We start from the raw sequence: 20075 nt of genomic DNA, 5'->3' as shown, positions 1-20075 counted from the left end.
GCGACCATGACACCGCAAGATCGCGCCGAGAAAGCCGCACAGACGATGTGGCAACAGGACCATGCCTCGCAATGGCTGGGGATGGTATTGGCCCATGCGTCCGAGGGCCGGGCTGTCATGGAACTGACCGTCGCGCAACACCATTGCAACGGGCACGGCATGTGCCATGGCGGGGTGATCTTTGCGCTGGCCGACAGCGCCTTCGCCTTCGCCTGCAACAGTCGCAACCAGGTCACCGTCGCGCAGCACAATTCGATCACCTATATCGCCTCGGGCCGCCTTGGCGACCGTCTGCGCGCCGAGGCGACAGAGATATCACTGACCGGGCGCAGCGGAATCACCGACGTGCAGGTGACCAATCAGGCCGGCACCCTGATTGCCGAATTCCGAGGATTGTCGCGCGCCATCAAGGGCACCGTGTTCGACGAGGCGTAGGGGAGGCGCCGCGTATGAAGGATCTGTCACCAAAAACCTCGGATCTCGATCCGATCGAGCTGGCCTCGATCGACGAGATCCGCAGCCTGCAACTGGACCGCCTGCGCTGGTCGCTGCGGCATGCCTATGACAACGTGGCGATGTATCGCGCGAAGTTCGATGCGGCGGGGGTGCATCCGGACGATCTGAAGGACTTGTCGGACCTGGCGAAGTTTCCCTTCACCCAGAAATCCGACCTGCGCGACAATTACCCCTTTGGCCTCTTTGCCGTGCCGCGCGAACAGATTGCCCGTGTCCATGCGTCCTCGGGGACGACCGGCAAACCCACCGTCGTTGGATACACGAAGAACGACATCGACATGTGGGCCTCCGTTGTGGCGCGGTCGCTGCGGGCGTCGGGTCTGCGGGCTGGGGACATGGTGCATGTGGCCTATGGCTACGGGTTGTTCACGGGCGGTCTGGGCGCGCATTACGGGGTGGAAAAGCTGGGCGGCACGGTGGTGCCCATGGGCGGCGGGCAGACCGAAAAACAGGTCGGGCTGATCACCGATTTTCAGCCCAAGGGCATCATGGTGACCCCGTCCTACATCCTCAACATCCTCGAGGCGTTCCACAAGGCGGGGCTTGATCCGCGCGCGTCCTCTTTGGAGGTGGGCGTGTTCGGGGCCGAACCCTGGACCAACGCGATGCGGCTGGAAATCGAAGAGGCGTTCGACATGCACGCGGTCGATATCTACGGCCTGTCCGAGGTGATCGGGCCGGGGGTCGCCAATGAATGTGTGGAGACCAAGGACGGGCTGCATATCTGGGAAGACCACTTTTATCCCGAGATCATCGACCCGGAAACCGGCGACGTGCTTCCCGATGGCGAGAAGGGTGAGTTGGTGTTCACCACGCTGACCAAGGAAGGCATGCCCGTCATCCGCTACCGCACGCGCGACCTGACGCGCCTGATGCCCGGCACGGCGCGCACAATGCGGCGGATGGAAAAGGTGACGGGGCGTAGCGACGACATGATGATCCTGCGCGGCGTGAATGTCTTTCCGACCCAGATCGAGGACGAGGTGATGGCGACCGGCGGTCTTGCCCCGTATTTTCAGATCGAGCTTTACAGCGCCGGTCGCATGGACGCGATGCGCGTTCTGGTCGAAGCGATGCCGAATGCCACCAGCGATTTGTCCCGGCAGGCGGCGGCGACGATGCTGACGGAACGGATCAAGGATCATGTCGGCGTTTCGGTCACGGTTGATGTCGGGGATCCCGGATCGGTGGCGCGGTCACAGGGCAAGGCGGTGCGGGTGGTGGACAAGCGCACAGCCGGTTGAGCCATCATCCTGCGCGTGATCCCTGATGTTACGATATCGTTAATTTGATCCGGCTTCTGTAACGCAATTCTTGCTAGATGCGCCGGGTTAAGCTATTTCTGTCGTGTCGGTTTGAACAAAGGCCGGCTTCAAACCTCAGATTGGCGGGCGAAATCATGTACGCACAGATGATCAAATCCGAAGCGACTGCGGACGATCCGGAAAAGCTGGCCGCGTTTCAGGCCCGCATCGACGCGGGCGAAAAGATCGAACCCAAGGACTGGATGCCGGAAGGGTACCGCAAGACGCTGATCCGCCAGATCGGCCAGCACGCCCATTCCGAGATCGTCGGCCAGCTTCCCGAAGGCAACTGGATCACGCGCGCGCCGACGCTGGAACGCAAGGCAATCCTGCTGGCCAAGGTGCAGGACGAGGCGGGGCATGGCCTTTACCTTTACGGCGCTGCCGAAACGCTGGGCGTGAGCCGCGACGAGCTGACCGAGATGCTGCTGGATGGCCGCATGAAATACAGCTCGATCTTCAACTACCCGACCCTGACATGGGCCGATATGGGTGCGGTCGGCTGGCTGGTGGATGGTGCCGCGATCATGAACCAGGTGCCGCTTCAGCGCACCTCCTACGGGCCATACAGCCGGGCCATGATCCGCATCTGCAAGGAAGAGTCGTTCCACCAGCGGCAGGGCTATCACATCATGATGAAGATGGCGCAGGGCACGCCGGCGCAGAAGAAGATGGCGCAGGATGCGCTCAACCGCTTCTGGTACCCGTCGCTGATGATGTTCGGCCCGTCCGACAAGGACAGCGTGCATTCGGCGCAGTCGATGGCCTGGAAGATCAAGATGAACACCAATGACGAGCTGCGCCAGAAATTCGTCGACCAAACCGTGCCGCAGGCGGAATATCTTGGCCTCACCGTGCCGGACGCGGACCTGCGCTGGAACGAGAACAAGGCGGGTTACGATTTTTCGCAGCCCGACTGGTCGGAATTCTTCGACGTGCTCAAGGGCAACGGGCCCTGCAACACCGAACGGCTCGCGGCGCGAAACAAGGCATGGGACGATGGCGCATGGGTGCGCGACGGTCTCATGGCCCATGCCGCCAAGAAACGCGCCGCCCGGGTGGCGGCGGAATAGTGCATCAGCCCGGACGGGCATTTTCGCGAAAAGAGCCGTGAGGTTCGATAAGCGGGTGGAGGACGTGACATGAAAAACGAATGGCCCCTCTGGGAGGTCTTCATCCGCGGACAGCACGGGTTGAACCACCGTCATGTCGGCAGCCTGCATGCGCCGGATGCGGAACTGGCGCTCAAGAACGCCCGCGATGTCTATACGCGCCGCAACGAAGGGGTGTCGATCTGGGTGGTCGAGGCACAGCACATCACCGCCTCGGCGCCATCGGCCAAGGGCCCGATGTACGAGCCCTCGGAAAGCAAGGTGTACCGTCACCCCACCTTTTTCGACATACCCGACGAAGCCGGACACATGTGATGGGCGGGCAGGGCGCGCTTTTCGAATACCTCCTGCGGTTGGGGGACAACACGCTGATCCTTGGCCACCGCGTCAGCGAATGGTGCGGTCACGCGCCGGTGCTGGAGGAAGACATCGCGCTGGCGAACACGGCGCTCGATCTCATCGGTCAGACGCAGATGTGGCTTGGCCTCGCGGGTGAGGTCGAGGCGGACGGCCGCACGGCCGATGATCTTGCCATGTTGCGCGATGTCTGGGATTTCCGGAACGTCTTGCTGGTCGAGCAACCGAATGGAAATTTCGGCCAGACGATGATGCGCCAGATGCTGTTCGATGCCTTCCATTTCGAGCTTCTGAGCGATCTTGCCGGGGCCGGTGACGACCGGATCGCCGCCGTTGCGGCGAAAGCGCTGAAAGAGGTGACCTATCATTTCGACCGGTCTTCCGAGACCGTGATCGGTCTTGGGGACGGGACCGAGGAAAGCCACGCCCGGATGCAGGCGGCGCTCGACCTGCTCTGGCCATACGTGGGCGAGATGTTCACGCCGGACGACATTGACGCGGCGATGTTCGAAGCCGGCGTCGCGCCCGATCTTCGCCTCTTGCGTGCGCGGTTCGACAGCCGGGTCGACAGGGTGCTGAAGGACGCGACCCTGGCCAGGCCGGACAGCAGCTATGCCCAGACGGGCGGAAAGACCGGCTTTCGCCATTCCGAGCATCTGGGCCACCTGTTGACGCAGATGCAATGGCTGCAACGGGCCTATCCCGGCGCGGTGTGGTGACATGACGCCCGATCTGCCCACCGTCTGGCGCTGGCTCGAAGACGTGCCTGACCCCGAGATCCCGGTGATCTCGGTTGTCGACCTGGGGATCGTGCGCGACGTGGCATGGGATGGCGACACGCTCGACGTGGCGGTGACGCCCACCTATTCCGGCTGCCCGGCGACATCGGTCATCGCGATGGACATCGAAACCGCGTTGTACGGTCGGGGCGTCCGAAACGTACGGATCCGGACCCGGATCGCGCCACCCTGGACAACCGATTGGCTGTCCGCCAAGGGCCGGGCCAAGCTGCGCGAATACGGCATCGCGCCGCCTTCCCCGGCAGGCGGCCCCGAGGCCTGCCCGCAATGCGGCAGCGCGAATGTCACCCGCGTGAGCCAGTTCGGATCGACCCCCTGCAAGGCGCACTGGCGCTGCGACGACTGTCTCGAACCCTTCGACTATTTCAAATGCATCTGATCCCAGGGCCCTGACATGGCGCGTTTCTATCCCCTGACCGTCACCGACGTTCAAAAAACCACCCGCGACGCCGTGGCGGTCACGCTGGAAGCCCGTGATGGTGGTGATTTCAGCTTTACCCAGGGCCAGTACCTGACGTTCAAGCGCGATTTCGACGGGGTTGAACTGCGCCGTTCCTATTCGATCTGTTCAGGCGTGCAGGATGGCATGCTGCGCGTCGGCATCAAGAAAGTCGCGGATGGCGCCTTCTCCATCTGGGCGAACGAAGACCTGAAACCCGGCATGGTGATCGATGCGATGGAACCGATGGGGGCGTTCCACACCCCGGTCGAACCGGACAAGGCCAAGACCTACCTTGCCTTCGCAGGCGGGTCAGGGATCACGCCGGTACTGTCGATCCTCAAGACCGTGCTTGCCGCCGAACCGTTGTCGCAGGTGACGCTTGTCTATGCCAACCGCGGCGTCAACACGATCATGTTCCGCGAGGACCTGGAGGATCTCAAGAACCTCCACATGGGGCGGTTGTCGATCCTGCACATCCTCGAAACCGACGCGCAGGAGATCGACCTGTTTCAGGGCCGCGTCGATGGCGACAAATGCGCGGCGCTTTTCGCCCACTGGATCGACATCGAAACCGTCGACACCGCTTTCATCTGCGGACCGGAGCCGATGATGCTGGCCATCTCACAGGCGTTGCAGGATCACGGGCTGACACGGGAACAGATCAAGTTCGAGCTTTTCGCCAGCGCCCAGACCGGGCGGGTGCAGCGGCGCAGGAAAGCCGCCGAACCGGGGACGGGAACGGCGATCAAGGCCACGGTCACGCTGGACGGCATGGCGCGGAGCTTTGACATGGCGCGCGACATGACGGTGCTGGAAGCCGCGCTCGACAACGCGCTGGATGCGCCTCACGCCTGCCGCGCCGGGGTCTGCTCGACCTGCAAGTGCAAGCTACTGGAGGGCGAGGTCGACATGGTGGCCAACCATGCGCTTGAGGATTACGAGGTTGCCGCGGGTTATATCCTGTCCTGCCAGTCCTACCCGGTCACGGATCGGATCGTGGTGGATTACGACCAGTAGGACATGGCAGAAAGACGCAGGCGGGCTGCGATCACCCGTCTATCGGCTGGGCGCTCTGATCGACTGCTTGTCGCCAGGCGCTGGCATATCCGCGCATTTTCCCCGCCATGTCCGTCGCGACGACATGCGGCCGCGCCAGGGGTGTCGCGCCCTTGGGGGTCGCCAGGAGGGCAGCGCCAATGCTGGTTCCGGTGGCGGTTCCCGTGACCAGGACAGGCCGGGTCGTCGCCGCCGCAAGCATGTCGAGATATAGCGGATTTCTGGCGAAAGGGCCTTCGACGATGATTTCTCCGTCGGCACCGACAAGCGCCAGGCATTCGGCGGTCATCAACGCGAGATAGAAGGCGAGGGCGGCGGAGCGTTCCGGAACGGACATTCCTGGCACGGTCCAGCCACCCATGCGTCCGGCAAAGGGTCCGGTTCCGGGCTCGACCGCCGGCAGCAGGAACCAGCGCCGGTCAAGCACATTGCGGACATCGGCGTCATTCGGGGCCACATCGCCGGGCGTCATCCGCTCGAATTCGCGCCCGCCCATGAAACGCGCCGACGGCGTCGGATGGCCGTTTGCATTCACGTTGACCAACGTGTCCCGCGCCGGATCGAGCCCTTCGAGCCGTCCGCCGATGGCCATCGAGATCACCCAGGTGCCGGTCGAAACGACCGAAAACGGTGCGTCGTGGGACAGGAGATGCGGCAGGAGCGAGGCGTTCGAATCGTGGATGCCGCTGAACACCGGTGTCTCGGCGGGCAGGCCGGTGCGCCTGGCGATCTCGGGAAGGAGGGTGCCGAGACATTCATCCGCGCGCCCCAGCGGGGCCATCTTGTCGCGCAGGCCAAGCGTGTCGACCAGCGCGCTGAAGTCCTTGTCGCGCGGCGACCAGATGTCGGTGTGGCAGCCAAGCGAGGTAAACTCGGCCCGGTGGATGCCGGTCAGACGGCCTGACCAGAACTGGGGATAGGTGACAATGGTCTCGACCCGGTCGGCAAGCCCCTCTTGCGTCTTCAAGAGCCAGAACAGCTGCGCCCCGACATTCAGGCCCATGGCAAGCCGCGGCGAGCCGGTTTCGTCGAAGGGAGGACGGATGCGATCATATGCCTCCTTCAGGTCGTCCGGCCCGTCATGTTCATAGTCGAGCAGAGGACAGGCCAGCAGGCCGGTGTTGTCGAGCAGGGCGATGGAGGCCCCGTGGGCGGTCACGCTGATGGCGTCGATCCGGTGGGCGGCGTGCAAGACCGCCAACGCGTCCAGCACGAAGTCCCAGATCCCGTCGATGTCGAACCGGGGATAGGGCGGGCCTGCAAGAACGCTGTTCGGGCGCGTGCGCACGTCGATTTCGCTGAGCGATGCGGTATCGACCAGCGCGAGTTTCGCATTGGTCTTGCCGATGTCGATGACCGCCACATGGTTGATCATGGCATGTGAAAGACCGTGTCCAACGGTACCGCAACCGGTTCGTTATCTGGTTGGGTCTCCATGATGTCGGCCATATGTGCCCACCAACGCTGCATGATTTCGGTTGCGGGCAGGTCGTCCATCCCGTGGTCACTGGTGCGCCAGAGCACGGCAAAAAGGATGTTTGTCTCGCGATCGAGATGGATCGAATAGTCGGAGATTCCGGCGTTGCAAAGGAGGGTCACGAGATCCGGCCAGATCGCGTCATGGCGGCGCTTGTATTCCTCCTCGCAGCCCGGCTTGAGCCGCATCTTGAAGGCGTATTTCTCCATTACCGCCTCGCCATGTCGACAAGCCGCGGCAGGGCAATCACACCGATCAGCAGCGCGCCGATAAAGATCGACATCACGATACCCGGCACGTTCAGAAGGCCAAGCCCGAAGGTCACCAGTCCCATCACGAACGCGGCGATGACCACGCCCGGAATGGTGCCCGATCCGCCCAGGATGCTGACGCCGCCCAGGACCACCATCGTCACCACCTCGAGTTCCCATGCGAAGGCGATCGAGGGGCGCGTGGAGCCAAGCCGCGAGGTCAGGCAGATCGCCGCGACGCCGGACATCAGACCGGTCAGGACGAACAGGATGAACTTGACCCGGGCGACCTTGATCCCGGAGAACAGCGCCCCCGTGGGATTGTTGCCGATGGCATAGACCGCACGCCCGAAATCCGTCTTGTGCAGAAGGATGCCGTAGATCACGGCGAGAGCCGCGAAGAGCACAAGCTCGAACGAGATCACCCAGAATACGTAGCCTTGGCCGAAGAAGGCGAACTCGGCCGGATAGCCGCGATAGGCTTGATCGCCGAGCACGATATAGGAAATCCCGCGAAACAGGCTCATGGTGCCGATTGTCACGACGATGGAGGGCAGGCCAAGCCCGGTGACCAGAAATCCGTTGAATGCTCCGCAGATGACCCCGGTGCCGAGGCCGATCAGGACCAGCGTGGCGGCAGACACGTCGAACTGCGCCGCGGCTCCCATCGCGGTCGAGGCAAGCGCGATGATGGAAGCGACCGAAAGGTCGATTTCCCCGGAGATGATGAGAAGCGCCATCGCGAAGGCGATCATCGCCTTTTCGGTGAAGTTGAAGGTCGCGTCGCTCAGGTTCCAGGCGTTGAGGAAATAGGGCGAGGCGAAACTGTTGGCGATGAAGATCGACACCGCGACCGCCAGAAGCAGGACCTCCCAACTTTTCAGGAGCCGCCTTGCCGGGCTTTCCAGCCGGTCGGGGATGTGTCGGGTGGACAGATCGCTCATGACGTGGCCTCCGCACGGCGCAGGATGATGCGCCCGGGTTTGCGACGGGTCTGGGCGTTGAACGCGACCGCGATGATGATGGCGCTGCCCGAGATGGCGAGTTGCCAGAAGGGCGAGATGTTCACGACCGGCAGCGCGTTCTTGACGATGCCGAGAAACAGGGCCCCCAGGATGGCGCCGACAATGGTTCCGGCCCCTCCGGCAATCGAGATGCCGCCGATCACGCAGGCCGCCACCACCTCGAGCTCGAAACCTCCGGCGATGTCGACATAGGCCACCGAATAGCGCGCCACCCAGAGATAGCCCGTCAGCCCGGCGAGTGTCCCGGACAGCACGAAGGCCGCAAACTGTGTCCGGCCAACATCAATGCCGGCATAGACCGCGGCGTTCGGGTTGCCGCCCACGGCATAGAATGCGCGTCCCAACGGCGTTCTCGACACCATCACGAGACACAGCAGCGCGCAGCATATGGCGATCCAGCTTAGCATCGGAAGGCCAAGGAATTGCAGCCTTGGAAAGCCGGTGAAGGCGTCGGACATTTCATGTGCGTTTACCCATGAGCCGTCCGAGATCACGAAGATCAGCCCGCGAAAGATCGTCATCGTGCCAAGGGTCACGACAATCGGCGGGATCGCCAGCTTCCAGACCAGCAGGCCGTTGATTGCGCCCATGAAGGCTCCGAGCGCCAGCGAGATGACGAGGATCACCGCGATCGGCAGGCCGGGCATCGCGGTGTTGAGCATGGCAACCACCATGCCGGTCAGCGCCAGGTTGGCGGCGACCGAGAGGTCGATGCAACGGGTCAAGATGACCAGCGTCTGACCCAGCGCCAGGATGATGAGCGGCGCGGTGTCGTTGAACACGTTCGACAGGTTGCCCGGCGACACGAAGGACGGAAAGCGCCAGGCGATCATCGCCAGCAGGACGAGGATGGCGCCAAGCAGGATGGCTTCGCGGGATTTCAGGGCATGCATCATGCGGCACCTTTGATGTCAGCGGCATATCGGACCAGCGTTTCGGGCGTCAGGTCCGCGCCGCTCAGTTCGGCGGCAAGCAGGCCTTCGCGCATCACCATGACGCGGTCGGACATGCCCAGAACCTCTGGAATTTCCGAGCTGACCATGATCACCGCCAGCCCTTGCGCCGCGAGTTCCGCCATGAAGGCATGCACGGCGGCCTTGGAGCCGATGTCGATCCCCTTGGTCGGCTCGTCCAGAATGATCACCCGTGGTTTCGTGGCAAGCCACTTGGCGATCACCACCTTCTGCTGGTTGCCCCCCGACAGGTTGCCGACGTCCTGATCCAGCGATGCCGCGCGAAGGTCGAGGCGTTCGGTGTATTCGCGGGCAAGATCGAATTCCTGCGCAAGCCGGGTGAACCCGTTGCGCGATGTCTGGTTCAGCGAGGCGAGCGTCACGTTCTGAAAAATCGGCAACCCGATGACCGCGCCCTGCTTGCCCCGATCCTCGGGCACGTAGACGATGCCATTGGCCACCGCGTCGGCCGGAGACCTGAGCGTCACGCGCCGTCCGTCGATCTGCACCGTTCCGCGCGACGGCGACGTGATCCCGAAGATGGCCTGCATCACCTCGGACCGACCCGAGCCGACGAGGCCGTAGAAGCCCAGGATTTCACCTTTGCGCAGCGTGAAGGAAATGTCGTCGAATTCGGTGGGATGTGACAGGCTGTCGACCTCCAGCACTTTCTTGCCCGGAGTCTTGTCGCGGGCCGGAAAGATCTGATCGACGGAACGGCCGACCATCATCCGCACGAGCGCGTCCTCGGTGACGTCGGAAATCAGGCCGGACCCGACATGCTCTCCGTCGCGGAACACGGTGTAGCGGTCGGCGATGCGGAAGATCTCGTCGAACTTGTGGCTGATGAAAAGGATCGCGCGGCCCTCGGATTTGAGCCGTTCGACCAACTCGTACAATTCCTCGATTTCCTTGTGCGAGAGCGCAGCGGTCGGTTCGTCCATGATCACGACGCGCGCATCGACGGACAATGCGCGGGCGATGGCCACGAGATGCTTGGAGGCAATGCCGAGATTGCGCAACGGCGCGCGCGGATCAAGATCGGCCCCGATCCGGGCCAGGATATCGCGCGCGCGCATCTCGATCTCGGGCCAGTCGATCAGCCCCCAGCGGGTGCGGGGGGTGTGGCCGATGAAGATGTTCTCGGCCACCGTCAGTTCGTCGAACAGCACCGTTTCCTGATGAATCGCGGTGATGCCCGCCCGGGTGGCCTCTTGTGCCGTCGCAAAGGACGTGGGCTTTCCGTCAAGCTCGAGGACGCCGCCATCGGGTTGATAGATGCCGGTCAGCACTTTCACGATGGTGGATTTGCCGGCGCCGTTTTCACCGACAAGCGCGGTGACCTGTCCCGGATACAAGGCAAGGGACACCTCTGACAGCGCCCGCACCCCCGGAAAGGTCTTGGTGATCCCGTTCAGGTTCAGGACGGGGACCTGTGTCGCGGTGTCGATGTCTTCGGGGCGCACGGGAGCCTGCATTGTGACCTCGGTGGTCTGGAAATGCCGGCCCCAGCGCGGAGATCGCGTCGGGACCGGAAGCAGATGGAAGATCAGAAGATGTCCTTGAAGTCGTCGATGTTGGACGCGTCATAGACAAAGGGGTCCGCCATCGCGCCTTCGCTGTTTTCGTCCAGCGTCAGCGATCCCATGCGGCCCATCGGGATGGTTGCGCCCGGACCGGCCTCGGCCTGGTCGGTCGCCAGCTGATGCGCGAGATATGCTGCCGAATAGCCAAGGTCGATCGGATTCCAGATCGCGAAGGACTTGGAGGCACCGGATTCGATGGCGCCTGCCATCTCGGACGGCAGACCAAGCCCGGTCACGTTGACCTCACCGATCTTGCCCGCATCCTCGACCGCCCGCGCCGCCGCGACGATGCCCACGGACGTGGGCGCGATGATCGCGTCGAGATCCGGATAGGATTGCATCAGGCCCTGTGCCTCGCGGTAGGACTTGTCGGCAAGGTCGTCGCCATAGACCGTCGCCACCACCTCGATACCGGGATAGTTGCCCATCACCTTGTTCATCTCGTCGATCCAGGTGTTCTGGTTCGTCGACGTGGTGGTTGCCGACAGCAGCGCGACCTGTCCGCCATCGGGCAGTTCGTCGGCTGCCAGCTTGATGATCATGTTGCCGATCAGCGAATTGGAGGACGGGTTCAGGTGCAGTTCGCGGCCTTCGGCAGCGACGCCGGAATCCCAGCTGATGACGGTGATCCCGCGGTCCATCGCGCGCTTGAGTGTCGGAACGAGGGCATCGGTGTCGTTGGCCGAAACGGCGATGGCGTCGACCTGCTGGGCGATCAGCGAATTGATCACCTCGATCTGGCCTTCAGCTGTCGTGTCGGTCGGCCCGGTATAGATGATCTCGACATTTCCCAGGTCTTCCGCCGCTTGCTCGGCGCCTTCTGCCGCCGCTTCGAAAAAGCCGATGCCAAGCGCTTTGACCACGAGCGCGATGCGCACCGGATCGTCCTGCGCTGCTGCCATGCTGCCGCTGAGTGCAAGCGCGGCCAGTGCGGTTCCTCCGAACAGTCTTCTTGTCAAGCTCATGGTTGTTCCTCCCTGAATGAGCGATGGTTGCCGTGCGGTCAGTGCTGTGGCGCTAACCGGTTCGTTTTGCCGCGCTGGTCTGCGCGACGATGAGAGTGATGTCCGCGGTCTCGAGCATCCTGGCCGTCTTGTCGTCGATGCCGTCATCCGTGATCAGAGTGTGGATGCGGTCAAGCGCACACAGGACGAGGCTGGAGCGATTGGCGAATTTCGAGCTGTCGACCAGTACGACAAGTTCGTCCGCGCGCCCGATGAGTTTTTCCTCGGCCTGGATCAGAAGCGGGTCGGATTCCATCAGGCCCACCGACCCGATGCCATGCGCCCCCATGAACATGCGTTTGGCATAGAAATGCCGGGTCATGTCATTGTCGAACGGACTCAGGATGATGTTCTGCTCGCGGTAAAGCGCGCCCCCCGGCAGCAGAACGGTGTTCTTGCTGTGCTTGAGCAGATGTTCGGCGATGGGAAAGCTGTTGGTCATGATCGTCAGCTGCTGGCTGACCAGCGGATGCACCATCTGGAAGGTCGTGGTCCCGCCGTTGATGATGATCGGCTCGCCGCTCTTGCACAATGCAGCGGCTTCGCGCGCGATGGCCTGCTTCTGCTCTATGTTGATCGCTTCGTTGACCGAAAACGGCCGACCGGCCAGACCGGGCAGCGGCGGTGGGGCAAGCGCCTCGGCCCCGCCACGGACCCGGCGCAAACGGTTCTGGACATGCAGCGTGGCGATATCGCGCCGGATCGTCGCTTCGGACGCCCCGGTCAGCGCGACCAGTTCGGTCACGGTCGCAACCGGGCGCTCTTGAACCGCCGATAGAATGACCCTGTGGCGCTCCGACTCGTGCATGCCGTCCTCCTTGATGGCCGAGGATGAATTAATCTCGCAGCCTGTCAATCAAAAAAAGTCATAACCCGTCATGCTGCGGTGCAACATGACGGGTTATGATCGAAACTGATTGACAAGCCCCGCCGCCCCGAACAGTTTGGCGGCTGAGATCATGCCCCACCGGGCCAAGCTGTCGGGAGGACGACAATGCTGACGCGTGTCGAAAATCACCTAGAAAATCTTTGGGATAACGGCAAAGCCGCGACGATGGGCGAAGCGGAAAAACTGCTGTATCGCTCCAATCTCCTCGGCTCTGACAAGAGAATCACCAATTACGGCGGCGGCAACACCTCGGCCAAAGTGATGGAGACCGATCCCCTGACCGGCGAGACAGTCGAGGTTCTCTGGGTGAAGGGCTCGGGGGGCGATGTCGGGTCGATCAGGATGGACGGTTTCGCGACGCTCTACATGGACAAGCTGCGCGCGCTCAGGGATGTCTATCGCGGTCCGGACCATGAAGACGAAATGGTCGGATACCTGCCGCATTGCACCTTCAATCTGAATCCGCGCGCGGCGTCGATCGACACGCCCTTGCACGCCTATGTCCCGAAGAAACACGTCGATCACATGCATCCCGACGCAATCATCGCCATCGCGGCGTCGGCCGAGTCAAAGGCGCTCACCCACGAGATTTTCGGTGACGAGATCGGCTGGCTGCCGTGGAAGCGGCCGGGCTACGAGCTTGGTCTCTGGCTGGAACGCTTCTGCAAGGACAATCCGTCGGCTAAGGGGGTGGTTCTGGAAAGCCACGGCCTGTTCACCTGGGCCGACGATGCCGAGGACTGTTACGCGTTGACCCTTGACGTCATCAATCGCGCGATGGCGTGGTTCGAGGACAGGACCGGCGACACACCCGCGTTTGGAGGGGCGATCCACCAGAGCCTCGATCCGGCGGCCCGCGCCGAGGTGGCATCAAGCCTGATGCCCGCGATCCGGGGCTTCGTGGCCGGAAAGCAGCACATGGTCGGCCATTTCACCGACGCGCCCGAGGTGCTGGAATTCGTGAATGCCCGCGACATGGAGCGGCTCGCCGCGCTGGGCACCTCCTGTCCCGACCATTTCCTGCGCACCAAGATCCGGCCGCTCGTGGTGAATTTCGATCCCGCCAAGCCGGATGTGGAGGCTCTTCTTGACGGTCTGAGGGCAAGTATCGAAGCGTACCGCGATGAATACGCCGCCTATTACGACCGCTGCAAACACGCCGACAGCCCGGCCATCCGCGACCCGAACGCGGTCGTCTACCTTGTGCCCGGCGTGGGGATGATCACCTTTGCCAAGGACAAGGCCACGGCGCGCATTTCGGCGGAATTCTACGTCAACGCCATCAACGTGATGCGCGGAGCCGATGCGGTGAGCGCCTATCGGGGGTTGCCCGAGCAGGAGGCGTTCGACATCGAATACTGGCTTCTGGAAGAGGCCAAGCTGCAACGCATGCCGAAACCGAAATCGCTGGCAGGGCGCATTGCCGTGGTCACGGGCGGCGCCGGTGGCATCGGAGCGGCGACAGCCGAACGGTTTCTCGAAGAGGGTGCCTGCGTGGTTCTGGCCGATATCGACGCGGCTGCGGCAGACGCGACATGCAAGAAACTGGCCGCGCGGTTTTCCGGCGATGTCGTGCGCGCCACCGCAATGGATGTGACCGATGAAGACGCCGTGATCCGGGCCTATTCCGAGGCCGCGCGCGAGTTCGGCGGTCTGGACATTCTCGTGTCCAATGCCGGCATCGCGTCATCGGCCCCGATCGAGCAGACGTCCCTCGAGATGTGGAACAGGAACATGGCGATCCTGTCCACGGGCTATTTCCTGGCCTCTCGCGAGGCTTTCCGGCTGTTGCAGCGGCAGGGCATCGGTGGATCGGTGGTCTTCATCGGCTCGAAGAACGCGCTTGCGGCGTCGCCCAATGCGGCGGCCTATTGCACCGCCAAGGCCAGCGAATTGCACCTTGCGCGGTGTCTGGCCCTTGAGGGCGCGGCGCATGGCATCCGGGTGAACGTGGTCAATCCGGACGCCGTGCTGCGCGGGTCGCGCATCTGGTCGGGCGAATGGCTGGACCAGCGCGCCGCGACCTACGGCACTGACAAGGAAGGGCTGGAAGAAATGTATCGCGAGCGGTCCCTGCTCAAGCGGTCGGTCTATCCCGAAGACATCGCCGAGGCGGCGTATTTCCTGGCATCGGACAAATCCGCCAAATCCACCGGCAACATCATCAACGTGGATGCAGGAAACAAGGATGCGTTCACACGCTGACAGGGCGGGCCACGGGCTTGCAGGGAGGAACCATGATCGACACGGACCTGATCGCGTCCGAAAACGCAGGCCGGGGAAAAACGCTGGCCTCGGAGTACGAGGCGCTGGGAGACCAGCTTGACCGGCGCGGCATCGCCATCGACGACATAAAGCGCAAGGTTGCGGCCTATGGCGTCGCCATTCCGTCCTGGGGTGTCGGGACGGGGGGCACGCGTTTTGCGAGGTTCCCGGGCAAGGGCGAGCCCCGCGACATCTTCGACAAGCTGTCGGATTGCGGCGTCATCCACCAGGTGACCGCCGCCACGCCGAACGTGTCGCTGCACATCCCGTGGGACAAGACCGACCCGCGAGCGCTGCGCGACAAGGCAGGCGAGGTCGGCCTTGGCTTTGACGCGATGAATTCGAACACGTTCCAGGATCAGCCCGACCAAAAGCTCAGCTACAAGTTCGGATCGTTGTCCCATACCGACGCCGCGGTGCGCCAGCAGGCGGTTGCCCATAACCTCGAATGTATCGAGATCGGTCAGGCGATCGGGTCGAAGGCGCTGACCGTCTGGGTCGGGGACGGATCGAACTTTCCCGGCCAGACCGACCTGACACGGCAGTTCGACCGCTACCTGGACGCGATGGAGCAGGTCTATGCCGGTTTGCCCGACGATTGGCGGTTGTTCACCGAACACAAGATGTTCGAGCCCGCGTTCTATTCGACGGTCGTTCAGGATTGGGGCAGCAACCTGATGATAGCCCAGCATCTGGGAGCCAAGGCATTCTGCCTGGTCGACCTGGGGCATCACGCGCCGAACGTGAATATCGAGATGATCGTCGCCCGCCTGATCCGGGCCGGCAAGCTGGGCGGTTTTCATTTCAACGACAGCAAGTATGGCGATGATGACCTCGATACCGGGTGCATCGATCCCTACCGCCTGTTTCTCGTCTTCAACGAGCTGGCCATCGCCGAGGGCAATCCGGATTTCCGACCGGCTCACATGCTGGACCAGAGCCATAACGTGACCGATCCGATGGAAAGCCTGATGGTCTCGGCCATGGAGGTGCAGCGTGCCTATGCGCAGGCGCTTCTGGTGGATCGGCAGGCATTGGCAGGCTACCAGGACGCCAATGACGCACTGATGGCCACGACGACGCTCAAGACGGCGTTCCGCACCGATGTCGAACCGATTCTTGCCATGGCGCGCGCAGACCAGGGGGCCGCGATCGACCCGGTCGCCACCTTCCGGGCCAGCGGATACCGGCAACGGGTTGCGCAAGAGCGTCCAGAGGTCACAGGCGCCGGTGGCGGGATCGTCTGATCCTTCGAGACATGGTCGGGCGCGTTCGGTCAGCAGGTCCTTCCCGGCAGGTATGTGCCGGCAATCAGGTCGGTCAATTCGCGCGACAGGTTCCGTGACGGGCCGACGGGTTGCCTTTGCAGGCTCCCGGTTCCTGCCCCCTGTTCGATCTGGGCCACACAGGAGTCCAACGCGCAAAGGCCATCAAAGAGCGGCAGGTCCGAACGGGGTTGCAGCCGCGCTGCGATGCCGGCAACCGCGGTGCCGTAGATGGCGATCGCTTCGGCCCCTGCGGCCTGAAGCGATGCAATCGCCTCGGCGACGGCCTCATCCCTGGACTCGGGTCGCAGATAATCGTCGACAGAGGTGAAATTGATGGCGCGATATCCGACCGGGGTGATCCCGTAACCCGCGGTCAGATCCTCGTAAAGCTGGCGACTGGCCTCGCCGAAGAAGACGACTCCCACGCGCCGCCCGCCCCGTGACGCGGCTTGCAGGGTGGCCTGGGTGATCCCGATGACGGGAACGGGCAGGACCGACTGCAACGCCTTCAGACCGGAATCAAACGAGATCGCGAGGATGATCCCGTCAAATCCCTGCGCGTGTCTGGCGGCCAGTTCCAGCGCGGAAAAGGCCGCGACCACGTTCTCGGCTTCGATCGACACGATCTGTGCGCCGAACGTGCCGGTCACACCGGTCAGCTCGACCCGATCCGGCGCGTCCCCCGCCATGGCCCCGACAAACGCGGTTGTGACCGCGTCCGAAATGTTCGGATTGACCACAAGGATGCGGGTTCGAGGCTTGGTCAAAACAGGACGTCCGGAAAGACTGCGATCAGGGCCACGACGAACAGGATGCACAGGATGAAGGGCAGGACGCCCTTGATGACGGTCCCGACATTGCCGCGCCCGCGCACGCTTTGCGTGACATAAAGGTTCATTCCGACGGGCGGCGTGATCAGCGCAAGTTCGCACATCAGCACGAGGAAAATTCCGAACCACACGCTGTCATAGCCGATCAGCAGAACGATCGGCAGGACGATGGGGATCGTGGCGATCATCATGGCAAGCGCGTCGAGAAAGCAGCCCAGCACCATGTAGAGACAGACCAACAACAGGATCATCACCACCGGTTGCACGTCAAAGGAGGAGACAAAGGCCGACACCTGTGCCGGAACGCCCAGAACCCCCAGAATGAAGTTCAGATAGAACGCCGCGATCAGGATGAGCAGGGTCATGCCGGTTGTCGTGACGCAAGACAGGAAGGCCTCGCGCAGCATAGGCCAGTTGAGCGTGCGGTAAAACGCCGTCAGACCAAGCGCCGCGATGACACCGACGCCCGCGGCTTCGGTGGGTGTGGCAAAGCCAAGGTAGATCGAACCCATGACCAGCAGGAAGATCACCACCGGAGGCACCAGATCGACAAGGCGTTGCCGCCGCTCTGGCCAAGGTGCCATGGCCTGTGGCCGTCCCGCGATATCCGGGTTCCACAGGCAGGCGACGATGATGATGCCCATGAAGGAGGAGGCCAGCACGATGCCGGGCAGGATGCCTGCCGTGAACAGGGCCCCGATCGAGGTGTTGGTGATTGCACCGTAGATGATCAGGTTGATCGACGGCGGGATCAGGATACCCAGCGTGGCCCCCGAAGCGACGCTGCCCGCAACCCAGCTTTCCGCATAATTCTGTCGGCGGAAGGTGGGAAAGGCGACCGTGCCGATGGTGGCCGCGGTGGCGACGGACGACCCGGAGATCGACGCGAACACGGTCGAGGCGGCGATATTGGTGTGCAACAGGCCACCCGGCAGCGGGCGGGTCCAGTCGGCCAGCGCGCTGTACATGCGTTCCGTCACCCCGCCGCGCACGAGGATTTCGCCCATCAGCACGAACAGCGGGATCGCCACCAGCAAGAAGTTGTTCAGTGTGCCCCACATCATCGTGCCGAAGGGCCGGATCATCGCGTCCCCGAAAAACAGGTAAGCGCCGGTCAGGGCGACGACGAAAAGCGCGGTTGCGATATGCAACCCGATGAACAGCAAGAACAGCAAAAGGCCAAACCCGATGGCCGCTCCTTCAATTCCGAGCATCGTCACCCTCTTGCGTATCGGCCCCGACATATTGGTTGACCTCTTCCTCGACCGTCACGGGGCCGTAGACCCGCGCAACCGATGGCCTGTGGCGCGCCAACAGGTAGAGGGCATGTGCCGAGGTCAGACAGGCCGTGATGCCGAAGAACGCGGTACCGAAAACCCAGATTGCCTGCGGCACCCAGAGCGGGGTTTGCAGCGGCGTGTTGGTGATTGCGCCGAACCGCAGGGTGGTCTGCAACTCGGACCAGGCGTGCCATGTCATGAAGACGGCCAAACCCGCGATCGTGACCTGCGCAAGCACATGCAGGACATCACCGGCCAGCCTTGGAAAGAACCGAAAGAAAAGATCGATCCGGGGATGCCCGCGCCGCAGCAGCGTCAACGCCATGCCCAACGATCCGACAAAAGCCAGGACATAACCGCCGATTTCATCGGTGCCCTGTACCGATACGCCGAGGAAATCGCGGCCGATGATGTCGATGAAGATGAGCACCGCCAAGAGGGCGACAGCCCCTCCGGCGCAGAGCGCCAGAAGGACCGCCATCTTTTCGGCCAGCACCAGGAACTGCGGCCGACGGACTGTGTGGTCACTCAAGGCTCAGACCACGTGCAGCGCCCACTGTTTCATTCCAGATCGCCTTGCAACCGGGATAGGAGGCTTCGCATTTCGCCGCCCATTCCGGCAGCACGGCAGAGACCGAGATCTCGGCAACCTTGGCCTTGTCTTCATCCGAGACAGGTACAAGCGCCATGTCGTAAGAGGTATAAAGCCCGCCTTCGGGGCAATCGCCCGCGGTCGAACATGCCTGTGCCGTGCCGTTGGTGTTGATCGCCAGCTCCCACATTGCGGCTTCCATGTCGGCCATCGCGGTGTCAAACGCGGCGCGCTCTGTCTCGCCAAGGCCATTCAGCCATTCAAGGTTGACCATGTGGGACTGGATCGAGCCGGAAACGGACAGCGGATAAAGATGCGTCGTCACCTCTGGCCATTTGCCAGTATTCGACGACGTGGGCGACGTGACTCCACAAGAAGCCACGCCACGTTGCAAGGCCGGGTAGACCTCGGGGAAAGACAGCGTCACCGGCGTGGCACCAAGGTTTTCCAGCAGCGTCGACATGGATGCCGTGAAAGACCGCACCTTCAACCCGTCCAGATCGGCAAGCGATGAGATCTCGGCATTGCACAGGAACACCTGCGGCCCGAACGGCCAGATCGCGGCCGCCTGCACGCCGAATTTTTCGCCCAGACGCGCATTGAACACGTCGCGGTATGCGTCGACGGCGGCCTTGAGGTCGGTCATGTTGGTCGAAACGCCGATGAGGTCGATGCCTTCGAGGAAAGGATCGTCCTTTGCCACGCTGCCGACCTGGATCGTCGCCATGTCAAACGCGCCGGTGCTGAGCAGGCGCAGACCATCGGCAAGGTCGATGCCGACCGCCTGGAATTCGCTCCGTGCAACAGTGAAACCGGTGTCGCCCAACGCGGCCATCCCGGCGATCTCGGGGGCGTGCTGTGCGCGGCCTTCCTGGTTCTGGGTCAGGATGCGCATGTCCTGGGCAGCGACAGAAGTCGCAAGGCTGGCAATAATCGAGAGAGAGGAGAGCAGTGTCTTCATCAGGGAAATCCTTTTTGCAAACGACCATGAAATCAAACCCGCGTGCGGGTTTCAGGTGATCTGTGATAGATCAGGATGACGTTTGCCCTTGAGGTCAAGAAAATAAA

Annotated in this window: 20 protein-coding genes; 9 read left to right on the top strand and 11 right to left on the bottom strand. The window is 62.8% G+C overall.

Features of this window, described 5'->3' with window-relative positions:
- Positions 1-6: 6 nt before the first annotated feature.
- From paaI to paaE, 7 genes are all read left to right on the top strand, one after another.
- Positions 7-435 (top strand): hydroxyphenylacetyl-CoA thioesterase PaaI, encoded by a 429-nt coding sequence (gene paaI, locus LCF60_RS05035; protein WP_292290093.1) that lies wholly within the window; start codon positions 7-9, stop codon positions 433-435.
- Positions 436-449: 14 nt separating this feature from the next.
- Positions 450-1760 carry a phenylacetate--CoA ligase PaaK gene (paaK, locus tag LCF60_RS05030; RefSeq protein ID WP_292290091.1) on the top strand — a complete coding sequence of 437 codons (1311 nt, stop codon included), beginning with the start codon at positions 450-452 and terminating at the stop codon, positions 1758-1760.
- A gap of 155 nt (positions 1761-1915) precedes the next feature.
- Complete coding sequence (gene paaA, locus LCF60_RS05025) at positions 1916-2893, top strand: 1,2-phenylacetyl-CoA epoxidase subunit PaaA (RefSeq protein WP_292290217.1); 978 nt, start codon at positions 1916-1918, stop codon at positions 2891-2893.
- A 69-nt stretch (positions 2894-2962) separates the two neighbouring features.
- A complete protein-coding gene (gene paaB / locus LCF60_RS05020; protein ID WP_292290089.1) occupies positions 2963-3247 on the top strand; it encodes a 1,2-phenylacetyl-CoA epoxidase subunit PaaB in 285 nt (94 codons plus the stop codon).
- Positions 3247-4008 (top strand): 1,2-phenylacetyl-CoA epoxidase subunit PaaC, encoded by a 762-nt coding sequence (paaC, locus tag LCF60_RS05015; RefSeq protein ID WP_292290087.1) that lies wholly within the window; start codon positions 3247-3249, stop codon positions 4006-4008. The genes paaB and paaC overlap by 1 nt, the downstream gene beginning before the upstream one ends.
- Position 4009: 1 nt before the next feature.
- Positions 4010-4468: a 1,2-phenylacetyl-CoA epoxidase subunit PaaD gene (gene paaD / locus LCF60_RS05010; RefSeq protein ID WP_292290085.1), complete on the top strand. Its 459-nt coding sequence runs from the start codon at positions 4010-4012 to the stop codon at positions 4466-4468.
- A 15-nt stretch (positions 4469-4483) separates the two neighbouring features.
- Complete coding sequence (gene paaE, locus LCF60_RS05005; RefSeq protein ID WP_292290083.1) at positions 4484-5548, top strand: 1,2-phenylacetyl-CoA epoxidase subunit PaaE; 1065 nt, start codon at positions 4484-4486, stop codon at positions 5546-5548.
- A 31-nt stretch (positions 5549-5579) separates the two neighbouring features.
- On the opposite strand, the gene LCF60_RS05000 is transcribed toward paaE, so the two are convergent.
- The 7 genes from LCF60_RS05000 to LCF60_RS04970 all read right to left on the bottom strand — a co-directional run bounded on the left by LCF60_RS05000 (position 5580) and on the right by LCF60_RS04970 (position 12691).
- Positions 5580-6962, bottom strand: coding sequence for an FGGY-family carbohydrate kinase (locus LCF60_RS05000; protein WP_292290080.1), 1383 nt, complete (start codon positions 6960-6962; stop codon positions 5580-5582).
- Entirely contained in the window at positions 6959-7273 is a 315-nt protein-coding gene (rhaM, locus tag LCF60_RS04995) for an L-rhamnose mutarotase (protein ID WP_292290078.1), read from the bottom strand. Before rhaM ends, LCF60_RS05000 begins: the two co-directional genes overlap by 4 nt.
- The gene (locus tag LCF60_RS04990; RefSeq protein ID WP_292290076.1) at positions 7273-8259 is read right to left on the bottom strand and encodes an ABC transporter permease; all 987 of its coding nucleotides are present in this window, start codon (positions 8257-8259) and stop codon (positions 7273-7275) included. The genes rhaM and LCF60_RS04990 overlap by 1 nt, the downstream gene beginning before the upstream one ends.
- Entirely contained in the window at positions 8256-9233 is a 978-nt protein-coding gene (locus LCF60_RS04985) for an ABC transporter permease (RefSeq protein ID WP_292290215.1), read from the bottom strand. Before LCF60_RS04985 ends, LCF60_RS04990 begins: the two co-directional genes overlap by 4 nt.
- A complete protein-coding gene (locus LCF60_RS04980) occupies positions 9233-10771 on the bottom strand; it encodes a sugar ABC transporter ATP-binding protein (protein ID WP_292290074.1) in 1539 nt (512 codons plus the stop codon). The genes LCF60_RS04985 and LCF60_RS04980 overlap by 1 nt, the downstream gene beginning before the upstream one ends.
- Positions 10772-10842: 71 nt before the next feature.
- A complete protein-coding gene (gene rhaS / locus LCF60_RS04975; protein WP_292290072.1) occupies positions 10843-11844 on the bottom strand; it encodes a rhamnose ABC transporter substrate-binding protein in 1002 nt (333 codons plus the stop codon).
- Between the two features lie 52 nt (positions 11845-11896).
- Positions 11897-12691: a DeoR/GlpR family DNA-binding transcription regulator gene (locus tag LCF60_RS04970; protein WP_292290070.1), complete on the bottom strand. Its 795-nt coding sequence runs from the start codon at positions 12689-12691 to the stop codon at positions 11897-11899.
- Between the two features lie 186 nt (positions 12692-12877).
- Between LCF60_RS04970 and LCF60_RS04965 the strand changes: the two genes are divergently transcribed.
- Positions 12878-14977 (top strand): bifunctional rhamnulose-1-phosphate aldolase/short-chain dehydrogenase, encoded by a 2100-nt coding sequence (locus tag LCF60_RS04965; RefSeq protein WP_292290067.1) that lies wholly within the window; start codon positions 12878-12880, stop codon positions 14975-14977.
- Between the two features lie 32 nt (positions 14978-15009).
- The gene (rhaI, locus tag LCF60_RS04960) at positions 15010-16284 is read left to right on the top strand and encodes an L-rhamnose catabolism isomerase (RefSeq protein WP_292290065.1); all 1275 of its coding nucleotides are present in this window, start codon (positions 15010-15012) and stop codon (positions 16282-16284) included.
- Between the two features lie 29 nt (positions 16285-16313).
- Here the strand turns inward: rhaI and LCF60_RS04955 are convergent, their stop codons facing one another.
- The 4 genes from LCF60_RS04955 to LCF60_RS04940 are packed head-to-tail and all read right to left on the bottom strand — an operon-like array spanning position 16314 to position 19968.
- On the bottom strand, positions 16314-17072 hold the full coding sequence (locus LCF60_RS04955) for an aspartate/glutamate racemase family protein (RefSeq protein ID WP_292290063.1): 759 nt from the start codon (positions 17070-17072) through the stop codon (positions 16314-16316).
- Positions 17069-18349 (bottom strand): TRAP transporter large permease, encoded by a 1281-nt coding sequence (locus LCF60_RS04950; protein WP_292290061.1) that lies wholly within the window; start codon positions 18347-18349, stop codon positions 17069-17071. The genes LCF60_RS04955 and LCF60_RS04950 overlap by 4 nt, the downstream gene beginning before the upstream one ends.
- On the bottom strand, positions 18336-18947 hold the full coding sequence (locus LCF60_RS04945) for a TRAP transporter small permease (RefSeq protein ID WP_292290059.1): 612 nt from the start codon (positions 18945-18947) through the stop codon (positions 18336-18338). Before LCF60_RS04945 ends, LCF60_RS04950 begins: the two co-directional genes overlap by 14 nt.
- Positions 18940-19968: a TRAP transporter substrate-binding protein gene (locus LCF60_RS04940; RefSeq protein ID WP_292290057.1), complete on the bottom strand. Its 1029-nt coding sequence runs from the start codon at positions 19966-19968 to the stop codon at positions 18940-18942. Before LCF60_RS04940 ends, LCF60_RS04945 begins: the two co-directional genes overlap by 8 nt.
- Positions 19969-20075 lie beyond the last annotated feature (107 nt).

The organism is Marivita sp. (genome assembly GCF_020055635.1).
In the GTDB taxonomy this organism is placed as follows: Bacteria; Pseudomonadota; Alphaproteobacteria; order Rhodobacterales; family Rhodobacteraceae; genus Marivita.
This window is presented reverse-complemented; position numbering and strand designations above follow the sequence as displayed.

Coding starts and splice junctions, on each gene's coding strand:
- paaI (WP_292290093.1), top strand. CDS start 7: ATGACACCGCAAGATCGCGCCGAGAAAGCCGCACAGACGATGTGGCAA.
- paaK (WP_292290091.1), top strand. CDS start 450: ATGAAGGATCTGTCACCAAAAACCTCGGATCTCGATCCGATCGAGCTG.
- paaA (WP_292290217.1), top strand. CDS start 1,916: ATGTACGCACAGATGATCAAATCCGAAGCGACTGCGGACGATCCGGAA.
- paaB (WP_292290089.1), top strand. CDS start 2,963: ATGAAAAACGAATGGCCCCTCTGGGAGGTCTTCATCCGCGGACAGCAC.
- paaC (WP_292290087.1), top strand. CDS start 3,247: ATGGGCGGGCAGGGCGCGCTTTTCGAATACCTCCTGCGGTTGGGGGAC.
- paaD (WP_292290085.1), top strand. CDS start 4,010: ATGACGCCCGATCTGCCCACCGTCTGGCGCTGGCTCGAAGACGTGCCT.
- paaE (WP_292290083.1), top strand. CDS start 4,484: ATGGCGCGTTTCTATCCCCTGACCGTCACCGACGTTCAAAAAACCACC.
- LCF60_RS05000 (WP_292290080.1), bottom strand. CDS start 6,962: ATGATCAACCATGTGGCGGTCATCGACATCGGCAAGACCAATGCGAAA.
- rhaM (WP_292290078.1), bottom strand. CDS start 7,273: ATGGAGAAATACGCCTTCAAGATGCGGCTCAAGCCGGGCTGCGAGGAG.
- LCF60_RS04990 (WP_292290076.1), bottom strand. CDS start 8,259: ATGAGCGATCTGTCCACCCGACACATCCCCGACCGGCTGGAAAGCCCG.
- LCF60_RS04985 (WP_292290215.1), bottom strand. CDS start 9,233: ATGCATGCCCTGAAATCCCGCGAAGCCATCCTGCTTGGCGCCATCCTC.
- LCF60_RS04980 (WP_292290074.1), bottom strand. CDS start 10,771: ATGCAGGCTCCCGTGCGCCCCGAAGACATCGACACCGCGACACAGGTC.
- rhaS (WP_292290072.1), bottom strand. CDS start 11,844: ATGAGCTTGACAAGAAGACTGTTCGGAGGAACCGCACTGGCCGCGCTT.
- LCF60_RS04970 (WP_292290070.1), bottom strand. CDS start 12,691: ATGCACGAGTCGGAGCGCCACAGGGTCATTCTATCGGCGGTTCAAGAG.
- LCF60_RS04965 (WP_292290067.1), top strand. CDS start 12,878: ATGCTGACGCGTGTCGAAAATCACCTAGAAAATCTTTGGGATAACGGC.
- rhaI (WP_292290065.1), top strand. CDS start 15,010: ATGATCGACACGGACCTGATCGCGTCCGAAAACGCAGGCCGGGGAAAA.
- LCF60_RS04950 (WP_292290061.1), bottom strand. CDS start 18,349: ATGCTCGGAATTGAAGGAGCGGCCATCGGGTTTGGCCTTTTGCTGTTC.
- LCF60_RS04940 (WP_292290057.1), bottom strand. CDS start 19,968: ATGAAGACACTGCTCTCCTCTCTCTCGATTATTGCCAGCCTTGCGACT.